The 17,263-nt window shown below is 70.0% G+C and carries 15 protein-coding genes; 12 read left to right on the top strand and 3 right to left on the bottom strand.

Features of this window, described 5'->3' with window-relative positions; genetic code table 11:
• Window positions 1-552: 552 nt before the first annotated feature.
• From mihF to NGR01S_RS19900, 12 genes are all read left to right on the top strand, one after another.
• The gene (gene mihF / locus NGR01S_RS19955) at window positions 553-873 is read left to right on the top strand and encodes an integration host factor, actinobacterial type (RefSeq protein ID WP_030521477.1); all 321 of its coding nucleotides are present in this window, start codon (window positions 553-555) and stop codon (window positions 871-873) included.
• Window positions 874-893: 20 nt separating this feature from the next.
• Window positions 894-1,466: a guanylate kinase gene (gmk, locus tag NGR01S_RS19950; RefSeq protein WP_063039030.1), complete on the top strand. Its 573-nt coding sequence runs from the start codon at window positions 894-896 to the stop codon at window positions 1,464-1,466.
• 62 nt (window positions 1,467-1,528) lie between these two features.
• Entirely contained in the window at window positions 1,529-1,807 is a 279-nt protein-coding gene (gene rpoZ, locus NGR01S_RS19945) for a DNA-directed RNA polymerase subunit omega (RefSeq protein ID WP_030521475.1), read from the top strand.
• Between the two features lie 42 nt (window positions 1,808-1,849).
• A complete protein-coding gene (gene coaBC / locus NGR01S_RS19940) occupies window positions 1,850-3,070 on the top strand; it encodes a bifunctional phosphopantothenoylcysteine decarboxylase/phosphopantothenate--cysteine ligase CoaBC (protein WP_063038947.1) in 1,221 nt (406 codons plus the stop codon).
• A gap of 291 nt (window positions 3,071-3,361) precedes the next feature.
• Window positions 3,362-4,573: a methionine adenosyltransferase gene (gene metK / locus NGR01S_RS19935; RefSeq protein ID WP_084481444.1), complete on the top strand. Its 1,212-nt coding sequence runs from the start codon at window positions 3,362-3,364 to the stop codon at window positions 4,571-4,573.
• Between the two features lie 104 nt (window positions 4,574-4,677).
• Complete coding sequence (locus NGR01S_RS19930; protein WP_245664675.1) at window positions 4,678-7,098, top strand: primosomal protein N'; 2,421 nt, start codon at window positions 4,678-4,680, stop codon at window positions 7,096-7,098.
• A gap of 306 nt (window positions 7,099-7,404) precedes the next feature.
• Window positions 7,405-8,049 carry a PadR family transcriptional regulator gene (locus tag NGR01S_RS19925; RefSeq protein ID WP_063038943.1) on the top strand — a complete coding sequence of 215 codons (645 nt, stop codon included), beginning with the start codon at window positions 7,405-7,407 and terminating at the stop codon, window positions 8,047-8,049.
• A 134-nt stretch (window positions 8,050-8,183) separates the two neighbouring features.
• Complete coding sequence (locus tag NGR01S_RS19920; RefSeq protein ID WP_063039026.1) at window positions 8,184-9,137, top strand: esterase/lipase family protein; 954 nt, start codon at window positions 8,184-8,186, stop codon at window positions 9,135-9,137.
• A gap of 202 nt (window positions 9,138-9,339) precedes the next feature.
• Window positions 9,340-9,882 (top strand): peptide deformylase, encoded by a 543-nt coding sequence (gene def, locus NGR01S_RS19915; RefSeq protein WP_063038941.1) that lies wholly within the window; start codon window positions 9,340-9,342, stop codon window positions 9,880-9,882.
• Window positions 9,882-10,802 carry a methionyl-tRNA formyltransferase gene (gene fmt / locus NGR01S_RS19910; RefSeq protein WP_063038939.1) on the top strand — a complete coding sequence of 307 codons (921 nt, stop codon included), beginning with the start codon at window positions 9,882-9,884 and terminating at the stop codon, window positions 10,800-10,802. Before def ends, fmt begins: the two co-directional genes overlap by 1 nt.
• Window positions 10,803-11,638: 836 nt before the next feature.
• Window positions 11,639-12,949, top strand: a complete 1,311-nt coding sequence (locus NGR01S_RS19905; RefSeq protein WP_063039024.1) for an RsmB/NOP family class I SAM-dependent RNA methyltransferase — start codon at window positions 11,639-11,641, stop codon at window positions 12,947-12,949.
• Between the two features lie 63 nt (window positions 12,950-13,012).
• On the top strand, window positions 13,013-13,360 hold the full coding sequence (locus NGR01S_RS19900; protein ID WP_063038937.1) for an MmcQ/YjbR family DNA-binding protein: 348 nt from the start codon (window positions 13,013-13,015) through the stop codon (window positions 13,358-13,360).
• Between the two features lie 58 nt (window positions 13,361-13,418).
• On the opposite strand, the gene NGR01S_RS19895 is transcribed toward NGR01S_RS19900, so the two are convergent.
• The 3 genes from NGR01S_RS19895 to NGR01S_RS19885 all read right to left on the bottom strand — a co-directional run bounded on the left by NGR01S_RS19895 (window position 13,419) and on the right by NGR01S_RS19885 (window position 17,077).
• Complete coding sequence (locus NGR01S_RS19895; RefSeq protein ID WP_063038935.1) at window positions 13,419-15,569, bottom strand: molybdopterin oxidoreductase family protein; 2,151 nt, start codon at window positions 15,567-15,569, stop codon at window positions 13,419-13,421.
• A gap of 195 nt (window positions 15,570-15,764) precedes the next feature.
• The gene (locus NGR01S_RS19890; RefSeq protein ID WP_063039022.1) at window positions 15,765-16,538 is read right to left on the bottom strand and encodes a SigB/SigF/SigG family RNA polymerase sigma factor; all 774 of its coding nucleotides are present in this window, start codon (window positions 16,536-16,538) and stop codon (window positions 15,765-15,767) included.
• 116 nt (window positions 16,539-16,654) lie between these two features.
• Entirely contained in the window at window positions 16,655-17,077 is a 423-nt protein-coding gene (locus NGR01S_RS19885; protein ID WP_063038933.1) for an ATP-binding protein, read from the bottom strand.
• Window positions 17,078-17,263: the final 186 nt, after the last annotated feature.

Genomic DNA, 17,263 nt, shown 5'->3' with positions numbered 1-17,263 from the left:
CGCATTCGGGTTGTGTCGGAACTCGAGGCCTGGATCGGGTGCCGACGAGACGCCGGAGTGTGCCGCATCCGATACTCGGCTCCGTTCCGGATGATTCGTGTATGCCCACCCGGCCGTCCGCTGTACGCTGTACATATTCGGACGATACGGGCGCCTCATGGGTTGTCTCGCGGGGTCCGGGAGAGCCCGTTTTTTGTTGCCGGAGCCGCTTCCGCTCACTCAGCAGGGGCTCCGGCGAAAATTTCCCAGAAAATTCCTGGTAGGGCGGCTGAGAGGTAGCCAGCGGGTCCGGCGGAAGTGTGGTTATCGCGCCGCAACTTCGGTTTTGGCACGAAAAGCCGCTGATGGCAGGCTGTTTCGTGCGCGAGGGGGTGCGGATCACAGTTACGGCAAGCAGGGATGCGGGCGAGTCGGCAAGGGGGCGATACCGGGTCCGATTCATGCCCTGACCTGGGGGGTGGGTTCGCAATCCGGGGGCGTCGTGGGTACGGTCGCTGAGACTGCCGGGTAGTTCGGCAGGTTTTGATGCAGGAATGATGAGACGGAGGAACCGTGGCCCTTCCCCAGCTGACTGATGAGCAGCGCGCCGCTGCTCTGGAGAAGGCGGCTGCCGCTCGCCGTGAGCGGGCAGAACTCAAGGATCGCCTGAAGCGCGGCGGCACCGACCTCAAAGAGGTCCTCGGCCAGGCCGAGAGCAATGAGATCATCGGCAAGATGAAGGTGCGCGCCCTGCTGGAAGCCCTGCCCAAGGTCGGCAAGGTCAAGGCCGAGGAGATCATGAACGAGCTCGAGATCGCGCCGACCCGCCGGCTGCGTGGTCTCGGTGACCGGCAGCGCAAGGCGCTGCTCGCCAAATTCGATCTCGGCGCCTGACACCCTCGGTGATCGAGAACATGACGAAGGGTCGGCTGGTTGTACTGGTCGGCCCCTCGGCCGTGGGCAAATCCACCGTGGTGCGATGTGTCCGCGAACGGCTGCCGGAACTGGTTTTCAGCGTCTCGGCGACGACACGGGACCCGCGTCCCGGTGAAGTCGACGGTCGTGATTACCGGTTCGTCAGCCGGGCCGAGTTCGACGCGATGATCGACTCCGGCGATCTGCTCGAATGGGCGGATATCCACGGCGGGTTGCAGCGGTCCGGTACGCCGGCCGCGCCGGTGCGCGCCGCGTTGTCGGAGGGGCTGCCGGTGCTCATCGAGGTCGATCTCGAAGGTGCACGTTCGATCCGGCGGGTAATGCCGGAGGCCGTGCTGGTGTTCCTCGCGCCGCCCAGCTGGGAGGAGCTGGTGGACCGGCTACGCAGCCGCGGCACCGAATCGCCGGAGGTCATCGAACGCCGCCTGGCGACGGCACGGGTGGAACTGGCCGCACGTGACGAGTTCGACACTGTGATCGTGAACGACACCGTGACCAGCGCCTGCGCGCAGTTGGTATCGTTGTTCGTCAGCACGAATTCCAATTCGTAGCCAGTTGCGCGGCCGGAGAGCCGCCGCGCAGCCGAGCCACCGACCCCGCAGGAGCTTCCTCAGTGAGCAGTACGGATACCGCTACGCCCGCCTACGACACCCCGGTCGGCCTCACCAATCCGCCGATCGACGAACTGCTCGACCGCACCTCCTCCAAGTACAGCCTGGTGATCTACGCGGCCAAACGGGCCCGCCAGATCAACGACTACTACAACCAGCTGGGTGACGGGATCCTCGAATACGTCGGCCCGCTGGTGGAGCCGCTGCCCCAGGAGAAGCCGCTGTCGGTGGCGATGCGGGAGATCCACAGCGATCTGCTCGAACACACCGAAGGCGAATGACCCGTTAGCCGGGTGATGGGCCGATAGGGCAGGAGGCGCGCTATGGCGCGGGTAGTTGTCGGGGTGGGCGGCGGAATCGCCGCGTACAAGGCATGCGCGCTGGTGCGGCGGTTCACCGAGACCGGCCATACCGTCCGGGTGATCCCCACCGAGGCGGCACTGCAGTTCGTGGGCACAGCGACCTTCGAGGCGCTGTCCGGCCATCCCGTGCACACCGGGGTCTTCTCGGATGTTCCGGAGGTGCCGCATGTGCGGCTGGGCCAGGAGGCCGAACTCGTCGTCATCGCGCCCGCCACCGCGGACCTCATGGCGCGGGCCGCGCACGGGCGCGCCGACGATCTGCTCACCGCGACCTTGCTCACGGCCCGATGTCCCGTGCTGTTCGCGCCCGCCATGCACACCGAGATGTGGGAGCACGCGGCGACCGTCGCGAATGTGGCGGCTCTGCGCGCGCACGGCGCCACCGTGATGGAGCCCGCGTCCGGTCGGCTCACCGGTACCGATACCGGTCCGGGCCGTCTGCCCGAACCCGAGGAGATCTTCGGCCTCGCGTCCCTGCTGCTCGAACGCCCCGACGCGATCCCGCGGGACCTCGTGGGCAGGCGGGTGGTGATCACCGCGGGCGGCACCCGGGAACCGCTGGACCCGGTCCGTTTCCTCGGCAACCGCAGCTCCGGTAAACAGGGGTACGCGCTCGCCAGGGTCGCCGCTCAGCGCGGCGCCCAGGTCACGCTCATCGCCGGCAACACCATCGAGATGGCACCGCCGGCGGCGGTCGAGCTGGTCCACATCACCACGGCCGAGCAGCTGAAAACCGCGGTCGACAAGCACGCGGTCGGCGCCGACGCGGTGATCATGGCCGCCGCCGTCGCCGATTTCCGGCCCGCCACGGTGGCCACCGCCAAGATCAAGAAGGGCAAGGACGAGCCCGACACCATCGCCCTGGCCAAGAACGAGGACATCCTCGCCGGTCTGGTCCAGGAGCGCCGGGAGGGCCGGTTGCCCGGAACGGCCATTGTCGGATTCGCCGCCGAAACCGGCGACGCGGACGGCGACGTCATCACCCACGCGCGGGCCAAACTGGCCCGTAAGGGCTGCGATCTGCTGGTGGTGAACGCGGTGGGCGACGGTAAGGCGTTCGAGGTCGACACCAATGACGGCTGGCTGCTGCGCGCGGACGGTAGCGAACAGGCGCTGGACCACGGATCCAAAGCGCTGCTGGCCAGCCGCGTCCTCGACGCGCTGGGTCCCCTGCTGAGCTGAGCCCCGGCGCTGAGCTGAGCCCCGGGCGGCCCGGCGAACCGCGGGATCAGTCTGTCGGCATGGCCGTGGCGAGGCGAGAGACGCCCACCGGGGGTATGAACGCGATACGATCCAGCCCGCTCGGGGGTGCGCGTGCCGGGGAGCGGACACCGCGGTCGGAAACCCGTCCAGGATGGTGTCCAGAACCCCAATTACGCCGCCCGTTCTAATAGTCTGGGAGTCCAGGGGCGTGACCGGAGCCTGCGCTACGGTCCCTCCGGACACGAGTAACCGTTGAGGAAGAGGGAAACTGTGCGCACGTCCGGTAGCCGGCTATTCACCAGTGAGTCCGTGACCGAGGGTCATCCGGACAAGATTTGTGACGCCATCAGCGATTCCATCCTCGACTCACTCCTGGCCCAGGATCCCCGCAGCCGGGTCGCCGTGGAAACCATGGTGACCACCGGTCAGGTGCACGTCGCGGGCGAGGTCACCACCGAGGCATATGCGGATATTCCGCATATCGTCCGGGAAAAGATCCTCGAGATCGGATACGACTCCTCGGCAAAGGGATTCGACGGCAACTCCTGCGGTGTCAATATCGCGATCGGTGCGCAGTCGCCCGATATCGCGCAGGGTGTCGACACCTCCCACGAGGCGCGGGTCGGCGGTTCCGACGACGAGATCGAACAGCAGGGCGCCGGTGATCAGGGCCTGATGTTCGGTTACGCCAACACCGATACCCCCGAACTCATGCCGCTGCCGATCGCGCTGGCCCACCGGCTGTCGCGCAAGCTCACCGAGGTCCGCAAGACCGGTGTGCTGCCGTATCTGCGGCCGGACGGTAAAACCCAGGTCACCATCGAGTACGACGGTGACAAGGCGGTACGGCTGGACACCGTGGTGCTGTCCACCCAGCATGCCGCCGATATCGATCTCGACAATCTGCTGGCCCCCGATATCCGGGAGAAGGTCGTCGACGCGGTGCTGGCCGATATCGCCATCCCCGACCTGGACATCTCCGATATCCGCCTGCTGGTGAATCCCACGGGCAAATTCGTGCTCGGCGGCCCGATGGGCGATGCCGGCCTGACCGGCCGCAAGATCATCGTCGACACCTACGGCGGTATGGCCCGCCACGGTGGCGGCGCATTCTCCGGTAAGGACCCTTCGAAGGTCGATCGCTCGGCCGCCTACGCCATGCGCTGGGTCGCCAAGAACGTGGTCGCCGCCGGTCTGGCGGACCGGGTAGAGGTGCAGGTCGCGTACGCGATCGGCAAATCGGCGCCGGTCGGGCTGTTCGTGGAGACCTTCGGTACCGAGAAGGTCGATCCGGCCCAGATCTCGTCGGCGATCACCGAGGTGTTCGACCTGCGCCCGGGCGCGATCATCCGGGACCTGGATCTGCTGCGCCCGATCTACGCGCCGACCGCCGCCTACGGGCACTTCGGCCGCACCGATATCGATCTGCCCTGGGAGCGCACCGACCGCGCGGACAAGCTGCGCGCCGCGGCCGGACTGTAAGTTCCACGTCCCGCGTGGATCGACCGCCCACCGACACCCCCGCCGACCCCGCGTCGACGGGGGTGTCGGCCGAGTCGGGGCCGGCACGGCGCCGGGGCGCTCGTGTGAAGAAGGCCGCGACGGCGGCCCTGGGACCGGTCGATCGCCCGATCGCCCGGGTGCTGCCGCTGCTCACCCCCGCACACCTGGACCGTGATTTCGACTATCTGGTGCCGCCGGAGCTCGACGATATAGCCCGCCCCGGTGTGCGCGTCCGGGTCCGGTTCGCGGGGCGGCTGGTGGACGGTTATCTGCTGTCCCGGCACGCCGAATCCGATCACCCGGGCAAACTGGTCCGGTTGGAGCGGGTGGTATCGGCCGAACAAGTACTCACCCCGGAGATCCTGCGCCTGGCGACGACCGTAGCGGCCCGGTGCGCCGGGACCCGTGCCGATGTGCTGCGCCTGGCGATTCCGCCGCGGCATGCGCGGGTGGAGAACGGGGGGCCGGCGAAGAAGGGCGCGGCGACGGACGACCCGACCGTGCCGACGACGTCCGGGGCCGTGGGGCCGGACGCGGCGCCAGAGTCGAGCGTGAATGACGAGCCGGGCACGGACCCGGGGTTGCGTACCGATGCCGGGACGGGTACGGAGACCGGATCGGGTACGGAAACCGAGTCGGGCACGGAGACCGGAATGGGCACCGACGCGGGTACACACGCCGAGGCGGGTGCGTCGCGTCGCCTCGGTCGAACGGCCGGCTCGGGCGATGCGGCGGTGCCGTTGCGTGTGGTCGATGGGCCCGGAGCCGCCGCGGCGCCGGAGGCCGCCGATTCGTCGGTGCGCGGCTCGGATACCGGCGGCGCGGGGGCGCGGGAGGGGGGCCGTTCCGAGACGGCGGAACGCACGGCGCCACCCACGGGAGTGGATACCGGCGCCTGGCGCCGGTACCGGCACGGGGATGCCTTCCTGACCGCACTCGCGAGCCGCCGGGGCCCCCGGGCGGCGTGGCAGGCACTGCCGGGAGAGGACTGGGCGCGGCGATTGGCCGAGCTCGCGGCGGTGGTGGCCGCGGACGGCCGCAGCGCGATTCTGATGGTGCCCGACCAGCGCGACCTCGACCGGGTGCTGCGCGAATGCGAACGGCTGGTCGGGGATTCGGCGGTCGGATTGTCGGCGGGTCTGGGCCCGGCGGCCAGATACCGGCGCTGGCTGGACGTGCTGCGCGGAACCGCGCGTGTGGTGGTGGGGACCCGCAGTGCGGTTTTCGCACCCGCCGCTGACCTGGGCCTTGTCGCGATCTGGGACGACGGCGACGATACCTATGCCGAACCCCGCGCCCCCTACCCGCATGCGCGCGAGGTCGCCATGCTCCGTGCCCACGCCACCGGCGCCGCCTTCGTGGCGGCCGGGTTCGCCCGGACCGCCGAGATCCAGTCCGTCGTGGACACGGGATGGGCCCATGATCTGCTCGCCGACCGGGCGACCTTACGGGCCGCCGCACCGCGGATCAGCGCCCCGGGGGACAGCGATGCCGCGCTCGAACGCGATCCGATGGCGCGCGCGATCCGGATCCCCGCCGCCGCCTTCGCCGCGGCCCGCAAGGCGCTCGCCGCCGGGTCCGGGGTGCTGGTGCAGGTGCCGCGGCGCGGGTATGTTCCGGCGCTGGCCTGCACGAGATGCCGCGCACCCGCCCGTTGCCGGCGGTGTGTGGGGCCGCTGTCCTTGCCAGGGTCGGATCGTCCCGCCGGTGACCAGAGTGCGGCGCACAGCCCGCTCTGCCGCTGGTGCGGGCGCACCGAGGCGGCGTTCCGTTGCCCGGCCTGCGGGGGTCGGGCGTTGCGTGCCGTGGTCATCGGTGCGGTGCGTACCGCCGAAGAGCTCGGCAGGGCGTTCCCCGGGGTGCCGATCCGCGGGTCCAGCGGTGCGGCCGTACTGGACACGGTGCCGCCCGGACCCCAGGTCGTGGTGGCCACCGTCGGCGCCGAACCGTTGCTCGCCGGTGGCTACGGTGTGGGGCTGCTCCTGGACGGGTGGGCGCTGCTCGGCCGCGCCGATCTACGCGCCGCGGAGGACGCCCTGCGCCGATGGTTGAGCGCCGCGGCCCTGGTGCGGCCCGATGGTGAAGTGCTGGTGATGGCCGATCCCGCCGTGCCGACCGTTCAGGCGCTGCTGCGCTGGGATCCGGCGGGGCACGCGGCTGCCGAACTGGCGCAGCGCACCGAGGTCGGATTCCCGCCGGCGGTACGGATGGCGGCGGTCGACGGCACTCCGGACGGTATCGCCGGTCTACTCGCCGCCGCCGAACTCCCGGCGGCGGTGGAGGTGCTGGGTCCGGTGCCGCTACCGGCTGCCGCGCGGTTGCCCTCCGGCGCGCGCGGCGACGGCGACGGCCCGGGTGCCGAGGTCGAACGGGTGCTGCTGCGTACACCGCGAACGCACGGCGCGGCGCTGGCGCGGGCACTCACCGCGGCGCAGGCGATCCGGAGTAGTCAGCGGGCGGAGTCGCCGCCGCGGGTTCAGATAGACCCGCTGGAAATCGGCTGACCCACGCGAGCCGGGCCGTGTAGTGCCCCGCCCCGGACCCGCGCGGCAGACCGCGTGCACAGGTCCCCGGCGCCGCCGAGGCCACTGCGTGAGCGGGCGGTATCGACGTACCGCTCCGGTATTCGCGGACGATCCGGTCGCTCGCGGAGGCACCCGTCGATCCCACGGCCGCCCGGAGCGGTCGGCTCGGCGGTCCGCGGCGTCCCGGGACGATCCAGGAACTAATCGAGCACACGGTTGCGTTGGATAGATTGTCGATATATCGTCGATGCTACACAAACCGATCGAGTAGCTCAGGAGGTTGCTATGGAGAACATCGAGAACGCAGAATTCCGCCGGGGTCGTGGGCGTCGTGGGCGCGGCCCGCGTCCGGGCGGTCCCTTCCGGCACGGCGGCCCGCCCGGCTTCGGTCCGGGCTTCGGCGGGGACTTCGGTCCCGGTTTCGGCCCCGGATTCGGGCCGGGTTTCGGACGTGGGCGCGGCCGGGGTGGCCGGGGCCGGCGCGGTGACGTACGGGCGGCGATCCTGCTGCTGCTCGCCGAGCGCCCCATGCACGGTTACGAGCTGATCCAGCAGATCCGCGAACGTAGTGACGATCTCTGGCGGCCCAGCCCCGGGTCCATCTATCCGGCGCTGTCACAGTTGGAGGACGAGGGTCTGATCACCATCGAGAAAGTCGCCGGCCGAAAGACCGCGCAACTGACCGAGACAGGTACCGCTCACGTTACGGAGAACCGGGCCGACCTCGGGGACCCGTGGGCCGAGGTCAAGGAAGGGGCCGGCGCCCACACCAGCGATCTGCGGGCCCTGATCGGACCGCTAATGGGCGCAGTGGCGCAGGTCGCGGCGGTGGGCACCCCCGAGCAGGCGGCCAAGGCGGCCGAGGTGCTCACCGATGCCCGGAAAGCGTTGTACCGCATCCTCGCCGGAGACGACGACTCCGGAAAGTAACGGGGTGATCAAGACCTCCCGCCCCGGTTTTCCGTCCGGCCGGCAGGGTAGAAGATTGTGTTGTGAAACAATTTCGATGGCCGATGGGGCGGGACAGTTCACAAACCGGCAGGCGTGTCCTGCGGGCGGTGACCGTGGCTGTCGCACTGGCTGGGTCGGTGTTGCTCGCGAGCGTCGAGAGCACCGCCCAGCCGGCCGGATACCTTCCCGCGTCGGTCCCCACGGATCCCGCGCCACCGCAACCCGACCAGCTGGGAGCGGTGCTCTATATGAAATCCCATCCGGACGCGGTGCCGCGCGGCGTCAACGATTTCGGTTGTGTCCCGGACGCGGCCCATCCGCGACCGGTGATCCTCGCGCACGGCACCGACGCGAGCGCCTACACGGACTGGTCGGTCATCGGGCCGCAGCTCGTGGGCCACGGCTTCTGTGTCTTCGCGCTGAACTATGGCGGTAAACCGGGCGCCGGTACCTACGGCACCGAGGACATCGTGCTCAGCGCCTACCAGATCGCGCAATTCGTCGACGAGGTACGCGCCGCGACGGGGGCCCGGCAGGTCGATCTCGTCGGTTTCTCCCAGGGCGCCAATGTCACCCGCTACTACATCAACAAACTCGGCGGTGCACCCGACGTCGGCAACTGGGTCGGCCTGGCCTCACCCACCTACGGCGGGGTGCTGTACGGCCTGGTCCCGATTGCCGAGCAACTCCCGGGTGCGATGGATCTGGCGACCCGGGCGGTCTCCGTGGCGGCGGTCCAACAGGTGCAGGATTCGCCGTTCATGCGGGCACTCAACGCGGGCGGCGACACCGTGCCCGGGGTTCGCTACACCACGGTCGGCAGCCGGGTCGACGAAGTGATCCAGCCGTTCGGCAATATCGCTCTGCGCGGCCCGGGGGCGCACAACATTGTCCTGCAGGACCGCTGCCCGGTCGATCTCACCGGGCATTTCCACATGGTCTACGACCCGTATGTGTTCCAGCTGCTGTTCCAGATCCTCGACCCCGCCCACGCTCCCGAACCGGTATGTGTACCCGTACCGCTCGGCACCGGTATCCCCGAGGTGATCATCGGCGGCAATATCTGATTCCGGCGCCGCGGTCCGGGGCCGAGTGGCCCCGGCCACGAATATCCACCATCCGGGGGACCGGGGGTATGCGCGCGCTTCGGCCGTATCGGGCCGGCCGGCCGGAGTGGAGCGCAGGTGTGGGCGGACGGCCTGAACACGGTCCGGCCGGGCTACCTAGAATGAAACCTTCCTGCCCTGCCACCTGTCTTCGGGAGCTACCGTGACCGTCCAGTCCGTCCGCCTCTTCGGCGATCCGATCCTGCGAGCCCGCGCGGCGGAGGTCACCGAGTTCGGCCCCGAACTGCGGCAGCTGGTGACCGATCTGACCGACACCATGTACGACGACGGTGGCGTGGGGATGGCGGCGCCGCAGATCGGTGTCGGTCTGCGGGTGTTCGTCTACGACACCCGCGACGCCCGCGGGCATCTCGTCAATCCGAGCTGGACCGCGCTGGACGAGGAGGAACAGATCGGCCCGGAGGGTTGCCTGTCGATCCCGGGAGTCAATCACGATACGAGGCGGGCCATGCGGGTGCGGGCGACCGGTGTGGATGTGGACGGCAACCCGGTCGAATTCGAGGCCGAGGGGCTGCTGGCGCGCTGTGTGCAGCACGAAACCGATCATCTGGACGGCACGCTGTTCATCGATCGGCTCGATCCCCCCGACCGGAAGCAGGCCATGCGCACCATCCGTGAATCCGACTGGTTCATCGCCGGGCTCACTGTCCGGCCGAGCCGCGCCCTCGCGGAGCGGGACCACTGATGCGGATCGTTTTCGCCGGTACCCCCGACCCGGCGGTCCCGTCGCTGCGCCGGCTCCTCGACTCCCGGCACGAGGTGGTCGCCGTGGTGACGCGGCCCGACGCCGTCGCCGGACGCGGCCGCAAGCTGAAACGCTCACCGGTCGGGCGACTCGCCGACGAACACGGCATTCCGGTCCTCACCCCGGGTAAGCCGGGCGATCCCGAATTCGTGGAGGCACTCACGGAATTGGCGCCGGATTGCTGCCCGGTGGTCGCCTACGGCGCGCTGCTACCGCCTCGGGTGCTCGAGATCCCGAAGTACGGGTGGATCAATCTGCATTTCTCGCTGTTGCCCGCCTGGCGCGGCGCGGCGCCGGTGCAGGCCGCCATCGCGGCCGGCGACGAGATCACCGGCGCGTCCACCTTCCGGATCGAGACCGGTCTGGACACCGGACCGCTCTACGGCGTGGTGACCGAGCGGATCGCGGTCACCGATACCGCGGCCGATCTCCTGGGCCGACTGTCCGACAGTGGCGCGGCGCTGCTGGAGCAGACGCTCGACGGTGTCGAGGACGGCACCCTGCAGGCGATTCCACAACCGGCGGACGGTGTCTCCTACGCACCCAAGATCACCGTCGAGGCGGCGCAGGTCCGCTGGGATCAGCCCGCGTTGGCCGTCGGCCGCGCCATCCGCGCGGTGACCCCGTTCCCCGGAGCCTGGACCACGGTCGCCGGGAACCGTCTCAAACTGGGCCCGGTGGAACTGGTCGAAGAGGTGCTGCCCGAGCGGCAGATCGAGGTGCGCAAAACCGGTGTGCTCGTCGGCACCGCCACCACCGCGGTGCGGCTGGACCAGGTGCAGCCGCAGGGCAAACGGATGATGGCGGCACTCGACTGGGCGCGCGGTGCCCGGCCGGCGCCCGGCGCGGTGGTCGAATGACCGGCTCGGGTGGAGACCGGCCCCGGGGCTTCCGGCGCCACGCCGAACCTCGCGCGGCCGAATCCGGTGCACCGCGGAACGAATCGCCCGAGCGCCGGGACGATTCCGGGCCGGGTGGCCGTTCGGCCGGGACCGGCTCGGGCCGGCGGCCGGACGAACCTCGGCAGGATCGGCGCGAGGGCGGTTCTCGCGGGGGCGACCGTGCGTCCGGGTCCGCGCCGGACCGGCGTCCGGGTGGTTTCCGCCGGGGTGCGGATGATTCCCGGCAGAGCGAGCGGTCGGACACGACCCGGCAGGACCAGCGCTCGGCGGGTTTCCACCGGGGCGAATCGCCGGCCGGACCCCGGGAGGATCGGCGCGAGGGCGGCTCCCGTACCGACCGGCGTCCGACCGGCGATCGTCCGGACCGCACCACCGGTTCCCGCCGCGATCGTCCGGCGGGGACGTCCCGGGGCGATTCCGACGGCGTCACCGGGCCCCGTCGACGCCGGGATCGGCCCGAGTTCAGGGGCACCGCCGAGTCCGGTGGGGACCGCGGGCAGCCGCGGCACCGCGGGGCCGAGCCCGGTCGCGGCGCGGGCGGCGGCCGCCCCGATCGAGAGACCGGTGTGGGCCGTGGCCGCCGCCCGGCCGGATCGTCGGACCGGCCCGGCCGGAGTGGAGCCGCCGCGGGCCCGGATGCCGCCCGGAAAGGGGCGGGTAACAGCCGGGACGACCGGCGCCGGGGTCCGGCGTCGCAGGGCCGCGGCGCGGGCAGACGGCCCGACGGCCCGGGCCGGGAGCGGCCCGGCCGGGGTGATCGTGCCGCGCGCACGCCGGCGGATCCGGCGCGCACCGTGGCGCTGGAGACCCTGCGCGCCGTCCGCGAACGAGACGCCTACGCCAACCTGGTGCTGCCCGGACTGCTGCGCGAGTACCGCGTGGAGGGACGGGACGCGGCCCTGGCCACCGAACTCGGTTACGGCGCGTGCCGGGCCCTGGGTGTGCTCGACGCGGTGATCGCCGACTGCGCGGGACGTGGGATCGACGAGATAGACGGCTCGCTGCTGGACATCCTGCGCCTCGGCACCTACCAGTTGCTGCGCACCCGGATCGAACCCCACGCCGCGGTACACACCGCGGTCGAACTCGCCCGTGCCGAATCCGGCACGGCGCGTTCCGGTTTCGTCAATGCGGTGCTGCGCCGGGTCGCCGAGCGGAGTCCGCGGGAGTGGATCGAAAGGCTCGCCCCCACCGATCCGATCGGCCGGATGGCCTTCGAATACGCCCATCCGACGTGGATCGCGCAGGCATTCGCCGACGCACTGGGCGCGGACGCGAGTGAACTGCCGGAGCTGCTCGCCGCCGACGACGCCCGGCCGCTGGTGCATCTGGTGGCGCGTCCCGGCGATATCACCGCCGAGGAGCTCGCGCTGGTCACTGGCGGTGAGGAGGGCCGGTGGTCGCCGTACGCGGTGTATCTGGAGGGCGGTGACCCGGGTGCGCTGGAACCCGTGCGAGAGAACATGGCCGCGGTCCAGGACGAGGGCAGCCAGCTGGTGGCCCTGGCGCTCGCCCGCGCCCCGCTACACGGCACAGACGGCGGTCGCTGGCTGGACCTGTGTGCGGGTCCGGGCGGGAAGACGGCGCTGCTCGGCGCGCTGGCCGATATCGACGGTTACCGGATCGACGCGGTGGAGCCGGCCCGGCACCGGGCCGAACTGGTCCGCACCGCGACGCGCGGGCTGCCCGTGCAGGTGCATATCGCCGACGGCCGTGACAGCGGCCTGACCGCCGGCTACGACCGCGTCCTCGTGGATGCCCCGTGTACCGGTCTCGGCGCGCTGCGCCGCCGCCCGGAGGCCCGGTGGCGGCGGACCCCCGGCGATATCGCCGACCTGGTCGCCCTGCAACGCGAGCTGCTGACCGCGGCCTGGGACCTGGTGCGCCCCGGCGGTGTGGTGGTGTATTCCACCTGCTCACCCCATCTACCGGAAACCGTTGCCGTGGTGGCGGATACGGTTCGCCGTACCGGCGCCGAACAGCTCGACGCCCGCCCGCTGCTCCCCGGGGTCACCGGTCTCGGCGCGGGTCCGGCGGCCCAGCTGTGGCCGCATCGGCACGGGACCGATGCCATGTTCGTGGCCGCGCTGCGCAAACCGGCGTAACCGCCGGGCGCAGGCGCGACGGATTTCCGGACCTGCCGCGTCCGCGCCCGGCACACTGTCGCTATGGGTATCACGTGGGCGCATGTGGTTCGGATGGCCACCGAGCTGCCGGAGGTCACCGAATCCACCTCCCACCACACCCCGGCTCTGAAAGCGGGGAGCAAGAGTTTCGCACGGTTGCGCACGGAAGCCGAGGGCGGTCTCGCGCTGCGGTGCGAGATGGTGGAGAAGGAGGCGCTGCTGGCTTCCGGCGACCCTGCCTTCTACACCACCCCGCACTACGACGGCTACCCCTACATCCTCATCGACCTCCACCGCGTCGATCCCGGGCAGTTGCGGGAACTGCTGGACGCGGCCTGGTGGCTGGTCGCGCCCGCTCGGTTACGGCGTGCCCGCGAGCGCGATCTCTGACCGTTCTCGCGCTCACCGGGGTCGTCGTGGGGCTAGCCCGGCCCGCGGCGGGTGCCGCCTATACGGCGTGGACTTTCACCCAGGTGCTGTTGACCGCGGCATTACCGGAGATACGGTCCACCTGTTCCGGATCGTGCAGCAGATTCACATTCGCGCCGGGTACCGCGGCCGCGACAGTCCAGCCGACCCCCGGTTCGCCGTGACCCCAGCCGTGCGGGATGGCGACCGTGCCAGGCCGGATCTCGTCACTGATCTCCACCGGCACCACGATGGAGCCGATGGGTGAGCTCACCATGACGCGGCCGCCGTCGGTGAGTCCGCGAGCGGTCGCGTCCTGCGGATGCATGAGCGCGGTGCAACGGTCGCGGCCCTTCACCATCGAGGGCACATTGTGCAGCCAGGAGTTGTTGCTGCGCAGATGACGCCGGCCGATGAGCCGCAGATCGAACCCGAGGTCGCGGTCCACGCCGCCCGCGCGCGCCTCGTCGAGGAGCCGGCGCGCCTCGGTGACGAACTGCCGTGGCGCCAGGTGCACTTTGCGGTCGGGGGTGGCGATGAGCGAATGCAGCCGCGGTTGCAGCGGCCCCAGGTCGATACCGCCGCGGGCGGCGCGCACCTTCTTCACGGTCACGCCCTTACGGCCCCGGCGCAGTACGCCGTGCGGGCCGACCGCGATACCGACGGCCGCGGCCCGCAGCGGGCTGAACCGGGCGAAGGCCGCGTTGAGGGCGCGGCCGGTGAGCGAGCGCAGTGGAAGCGGCAGGATCTCGGTGGTCAGCCGCGCCATGATCTCCCAGTCCTCGAGCCCCTCCTGCTCGGGCGCGACCGCTCGGGCGTTGAAACGAATGTTGTTGTGCACGCTGAACATGGTGAGCAGGATGTCGAGATCCTCGCGTTCCAGCGGCGACAGCGGCGGCAGGATGATGTCGGCGTGCCGGGTGGTCTCGGTGACGTACATGTCCACGGCCACATAGAAATCCAGCGAACCCAGTGCTTTGTCGAGCTGTCCGCGCTGCGGGGTGGACAGTACCGGGTTGCCCGCGTAGGTGATCATGGCGCGGATCCGGTCCGGGCCGTCGTCGAGGATCTCCGAGGCCAGCGCGGCCACCGGCAGTTCGAACCGGAACGATTTGTACTTACCGGAGCGGTCGGTCCAGGCGCCGTGGAACGGTGACACCCGGCGCGCCAGCGGCAGCAGGTCCACGGCCGGGGTGGCATACATCTGACCGCCCGGGCTGTCGAGATTGCCGGTGATCGCGTTGATGGTGTTGACCAGCCAGTGGGTGACGGTGCCGGTCAGCGTCTGGCACACCCCGATCCGCGCGTACATCACCGCCGATTTCGCGGCCGCGTGCTCCCGGGCCAGCCGTCGGATCGTCTCGGCGTCCACACCGGCGTAGGGTGCGGCGTCCTCGGGCGAGAACCCGGCGACCAGTTCGCGCAGCTCGTCCAACCCGGCGCACTGGGTGCGGACGGCGGTCCGGTCGCACAGATCCTCGGTGATCAGTACGTGCAGGACGGCCAGCAGCAGATAGGGGTCACCACCCGGCAGGACCGAGACGTGCTCGTCGGCCAGCCGGGCGGTCTCGGTACGCCGTGGATCGATCACCACGACCTTGCCGCCGCGGGCGCGCACCTCCTTGATCCGGTCGCGGGCGCCCGGCATGGTGGTGACCGATCCGTTGGAGACCGCCGGATTCGCTCCGATGATCACCATCCGGTCGGTGCGGTCGATATCGGCAATGGGCATGAGGAAATTCGACCCGTACATCTGCCAGGCCACGAATTCCTGCGGGAACTGGTCGATCGAGGAGGCCGTGTAGAAATTGCGGGTCATCAGTGCCATGCGCAGCGCGAAGGCGTACATGATCGCCGAATTGTGGGCGGCCGGATTGCCCAGGTACATGCCCACCGAATGCGGTCCGTGCTCCCGGCGCACCCGGCGCAGGCGCTCGCCGATCTCGCGGAAGGCCTCATCCCAGCCGATGGGCTCGAATTTCTCGCCGACGCGGCGCACCGGGGTGCGCAGCCGGTCCGGATCGTCGTGCAGGCCCGCCATGGCGGTGGCCTTGGGACAGATGTAGCCCTTGGACAGCACATCATCGGGATTGCCTTCGACCCTGGCCACTTTCGTGTCCTCGACGGTCACCAGGATGCCGCAGTGCGCTTCGCACAGGGTGCATTGCCGGGCGATGGTTTCCGCGGTCATAACTCACATCACCTTCCGCCGCGTCGTCGTCGACGCGCGACCCGCAGGAGCGCCGGATTACGGGCTGATCCGGCTGATCGGTTGCTGGAGGGAGAAAAGCGGGCTCTCGGAATGGTCGTTTGAGATAAATTCCCACTCATACTCTCAAGGGTGAGGGTAGACCGAACGGCGAAGCGGGCACAACAGGTGCGGCGATTACTCCCGGGACGACTGTTCGCGCAACCGGGCCAGGGTCTTGGCGAGAATGCGTGACACGTGCATCTGCGAAATACCCATTTGCTGTGCGATCTGCGTCTGGGTCATCGACTCGAAGAACCGCATGGTGAGAATCCGCCGCTCGCGCTCGGGCAATCCCGCCAGCAGCGGCCGGATCGCCACATACTCCTCGACGCGGTCGAACTGCGCTTCCTCTTCACCGAGAGTGTCCAGCAGGGACGCGTCCGTATCGCGTCCCACCGAGGCGGCGTCGATCGATGTCGGCTGATAGGCGTTACCGGCGATCACGGCCTGGGTCACCTCGTCGGGGTCGACATCCAACTCGGCGGCGATCTCCTTGGCCGTCGGCGAACGGCCCAGCGACTGCGACAGCGAATCCACCGCGGCACCGATCCGCAGATGGGTCTCCTTGACCCGCCGCGGTACCCGCATCGCCCAGGTGTTGTCCCGGAAATACCGGCGTACCTCGCCCATGATCGTGGGCACCGCGAACGACAGGAAATTCGAACCGCGCGAGATATCGAAACGGTCCACCGCGTGTACCAGACCCACCCGGGCCACCTGGGTCAGATCGTCGAACGGTTCGCCGCGGCCACTGAACTTCCGGGCGATATGGTCGGCCAGCGGAATGCAACGCGCGATCAACTCATTGCGCAGTGCCGCCTGCTCCGGCGAATCCGGTTCGGCAGCGGCGAGCCGGCCGAACAGATCCGCGACATCGTCGTATCCGCCCGCCGAGGACGAGTTCTCCAGCTCCTCACGGGTTTCGGTATCGGCCTCGGCGTCGGCTTCGGTGGTGTCGGCCGCGCTCGCCGATCCCCGGTGCCGCTCGTCCTCGGGAGATTCGAGCGGCTTGTCCTGCTCGCTCACTACGCTTTCCCCCGGACCCGACGGAACTCGACCGCTGTCGGATATCCGGAAACCTGCTGATCGAAAGGGTCCTGCCGGGTGTCCACCGAATCGGTCAGGGTACGTAGGACGTGCCAGCCGAAACTGCGCGCGTCGGGCAGTCCCTCCTGCGCCGCCACCCCGGCGACCTGTACCCGTAATTCGGTGTCACCGATACTGAACACACACCGCAGGCTCGTCTCGGGCGCCGCCAGGCCGATCAGAGTGGAGCATGCCTCGTCCACCGCCAGCCGGATGTCGGCGACCTCGTCCAGCGTGAAATCACTGAGCAGGACCAGAGCCTCGGCGAGACCGCGCACGATCGGCAACTGTGTCACCGATGCCGCCACCCGAATCTCCACCGGGGCACCGTGGAGCCCTTGTTCCGCCGAAGTATTGATCACGCAGCCGAGTGTATGGGCGCATTGTCACAAAGCGGGGAGCGGGGCACACCCGCAGGCGGAATCCTGCCGAGAAACCGGTCCGCCGGTGCCTCACCCGTATTCCGGACGGCCGCCGGCCCCGCCGTGCCCGAGGCGTCACCGGCGAACACGGCCCCCGGGCCCGAGCCGCCGCGGGCGCCGCCATAC

It is taken from the genome of Nocardia grenadensis NBRC 108939, assembly GCF_001613445.1.
Classification (GTDB): domain Bacteria; phylum Actinomycetota; class Actinomycetes; order Mycobacteriales; family Mycobacteriaceae; genus Nocardia; species Nocardia grenadensis.
The sequence above is the reverse complement of the archived record's forward strand: the minus strand, read 5'-3'. Positions and strand labels throughout refer to the sequence as shown.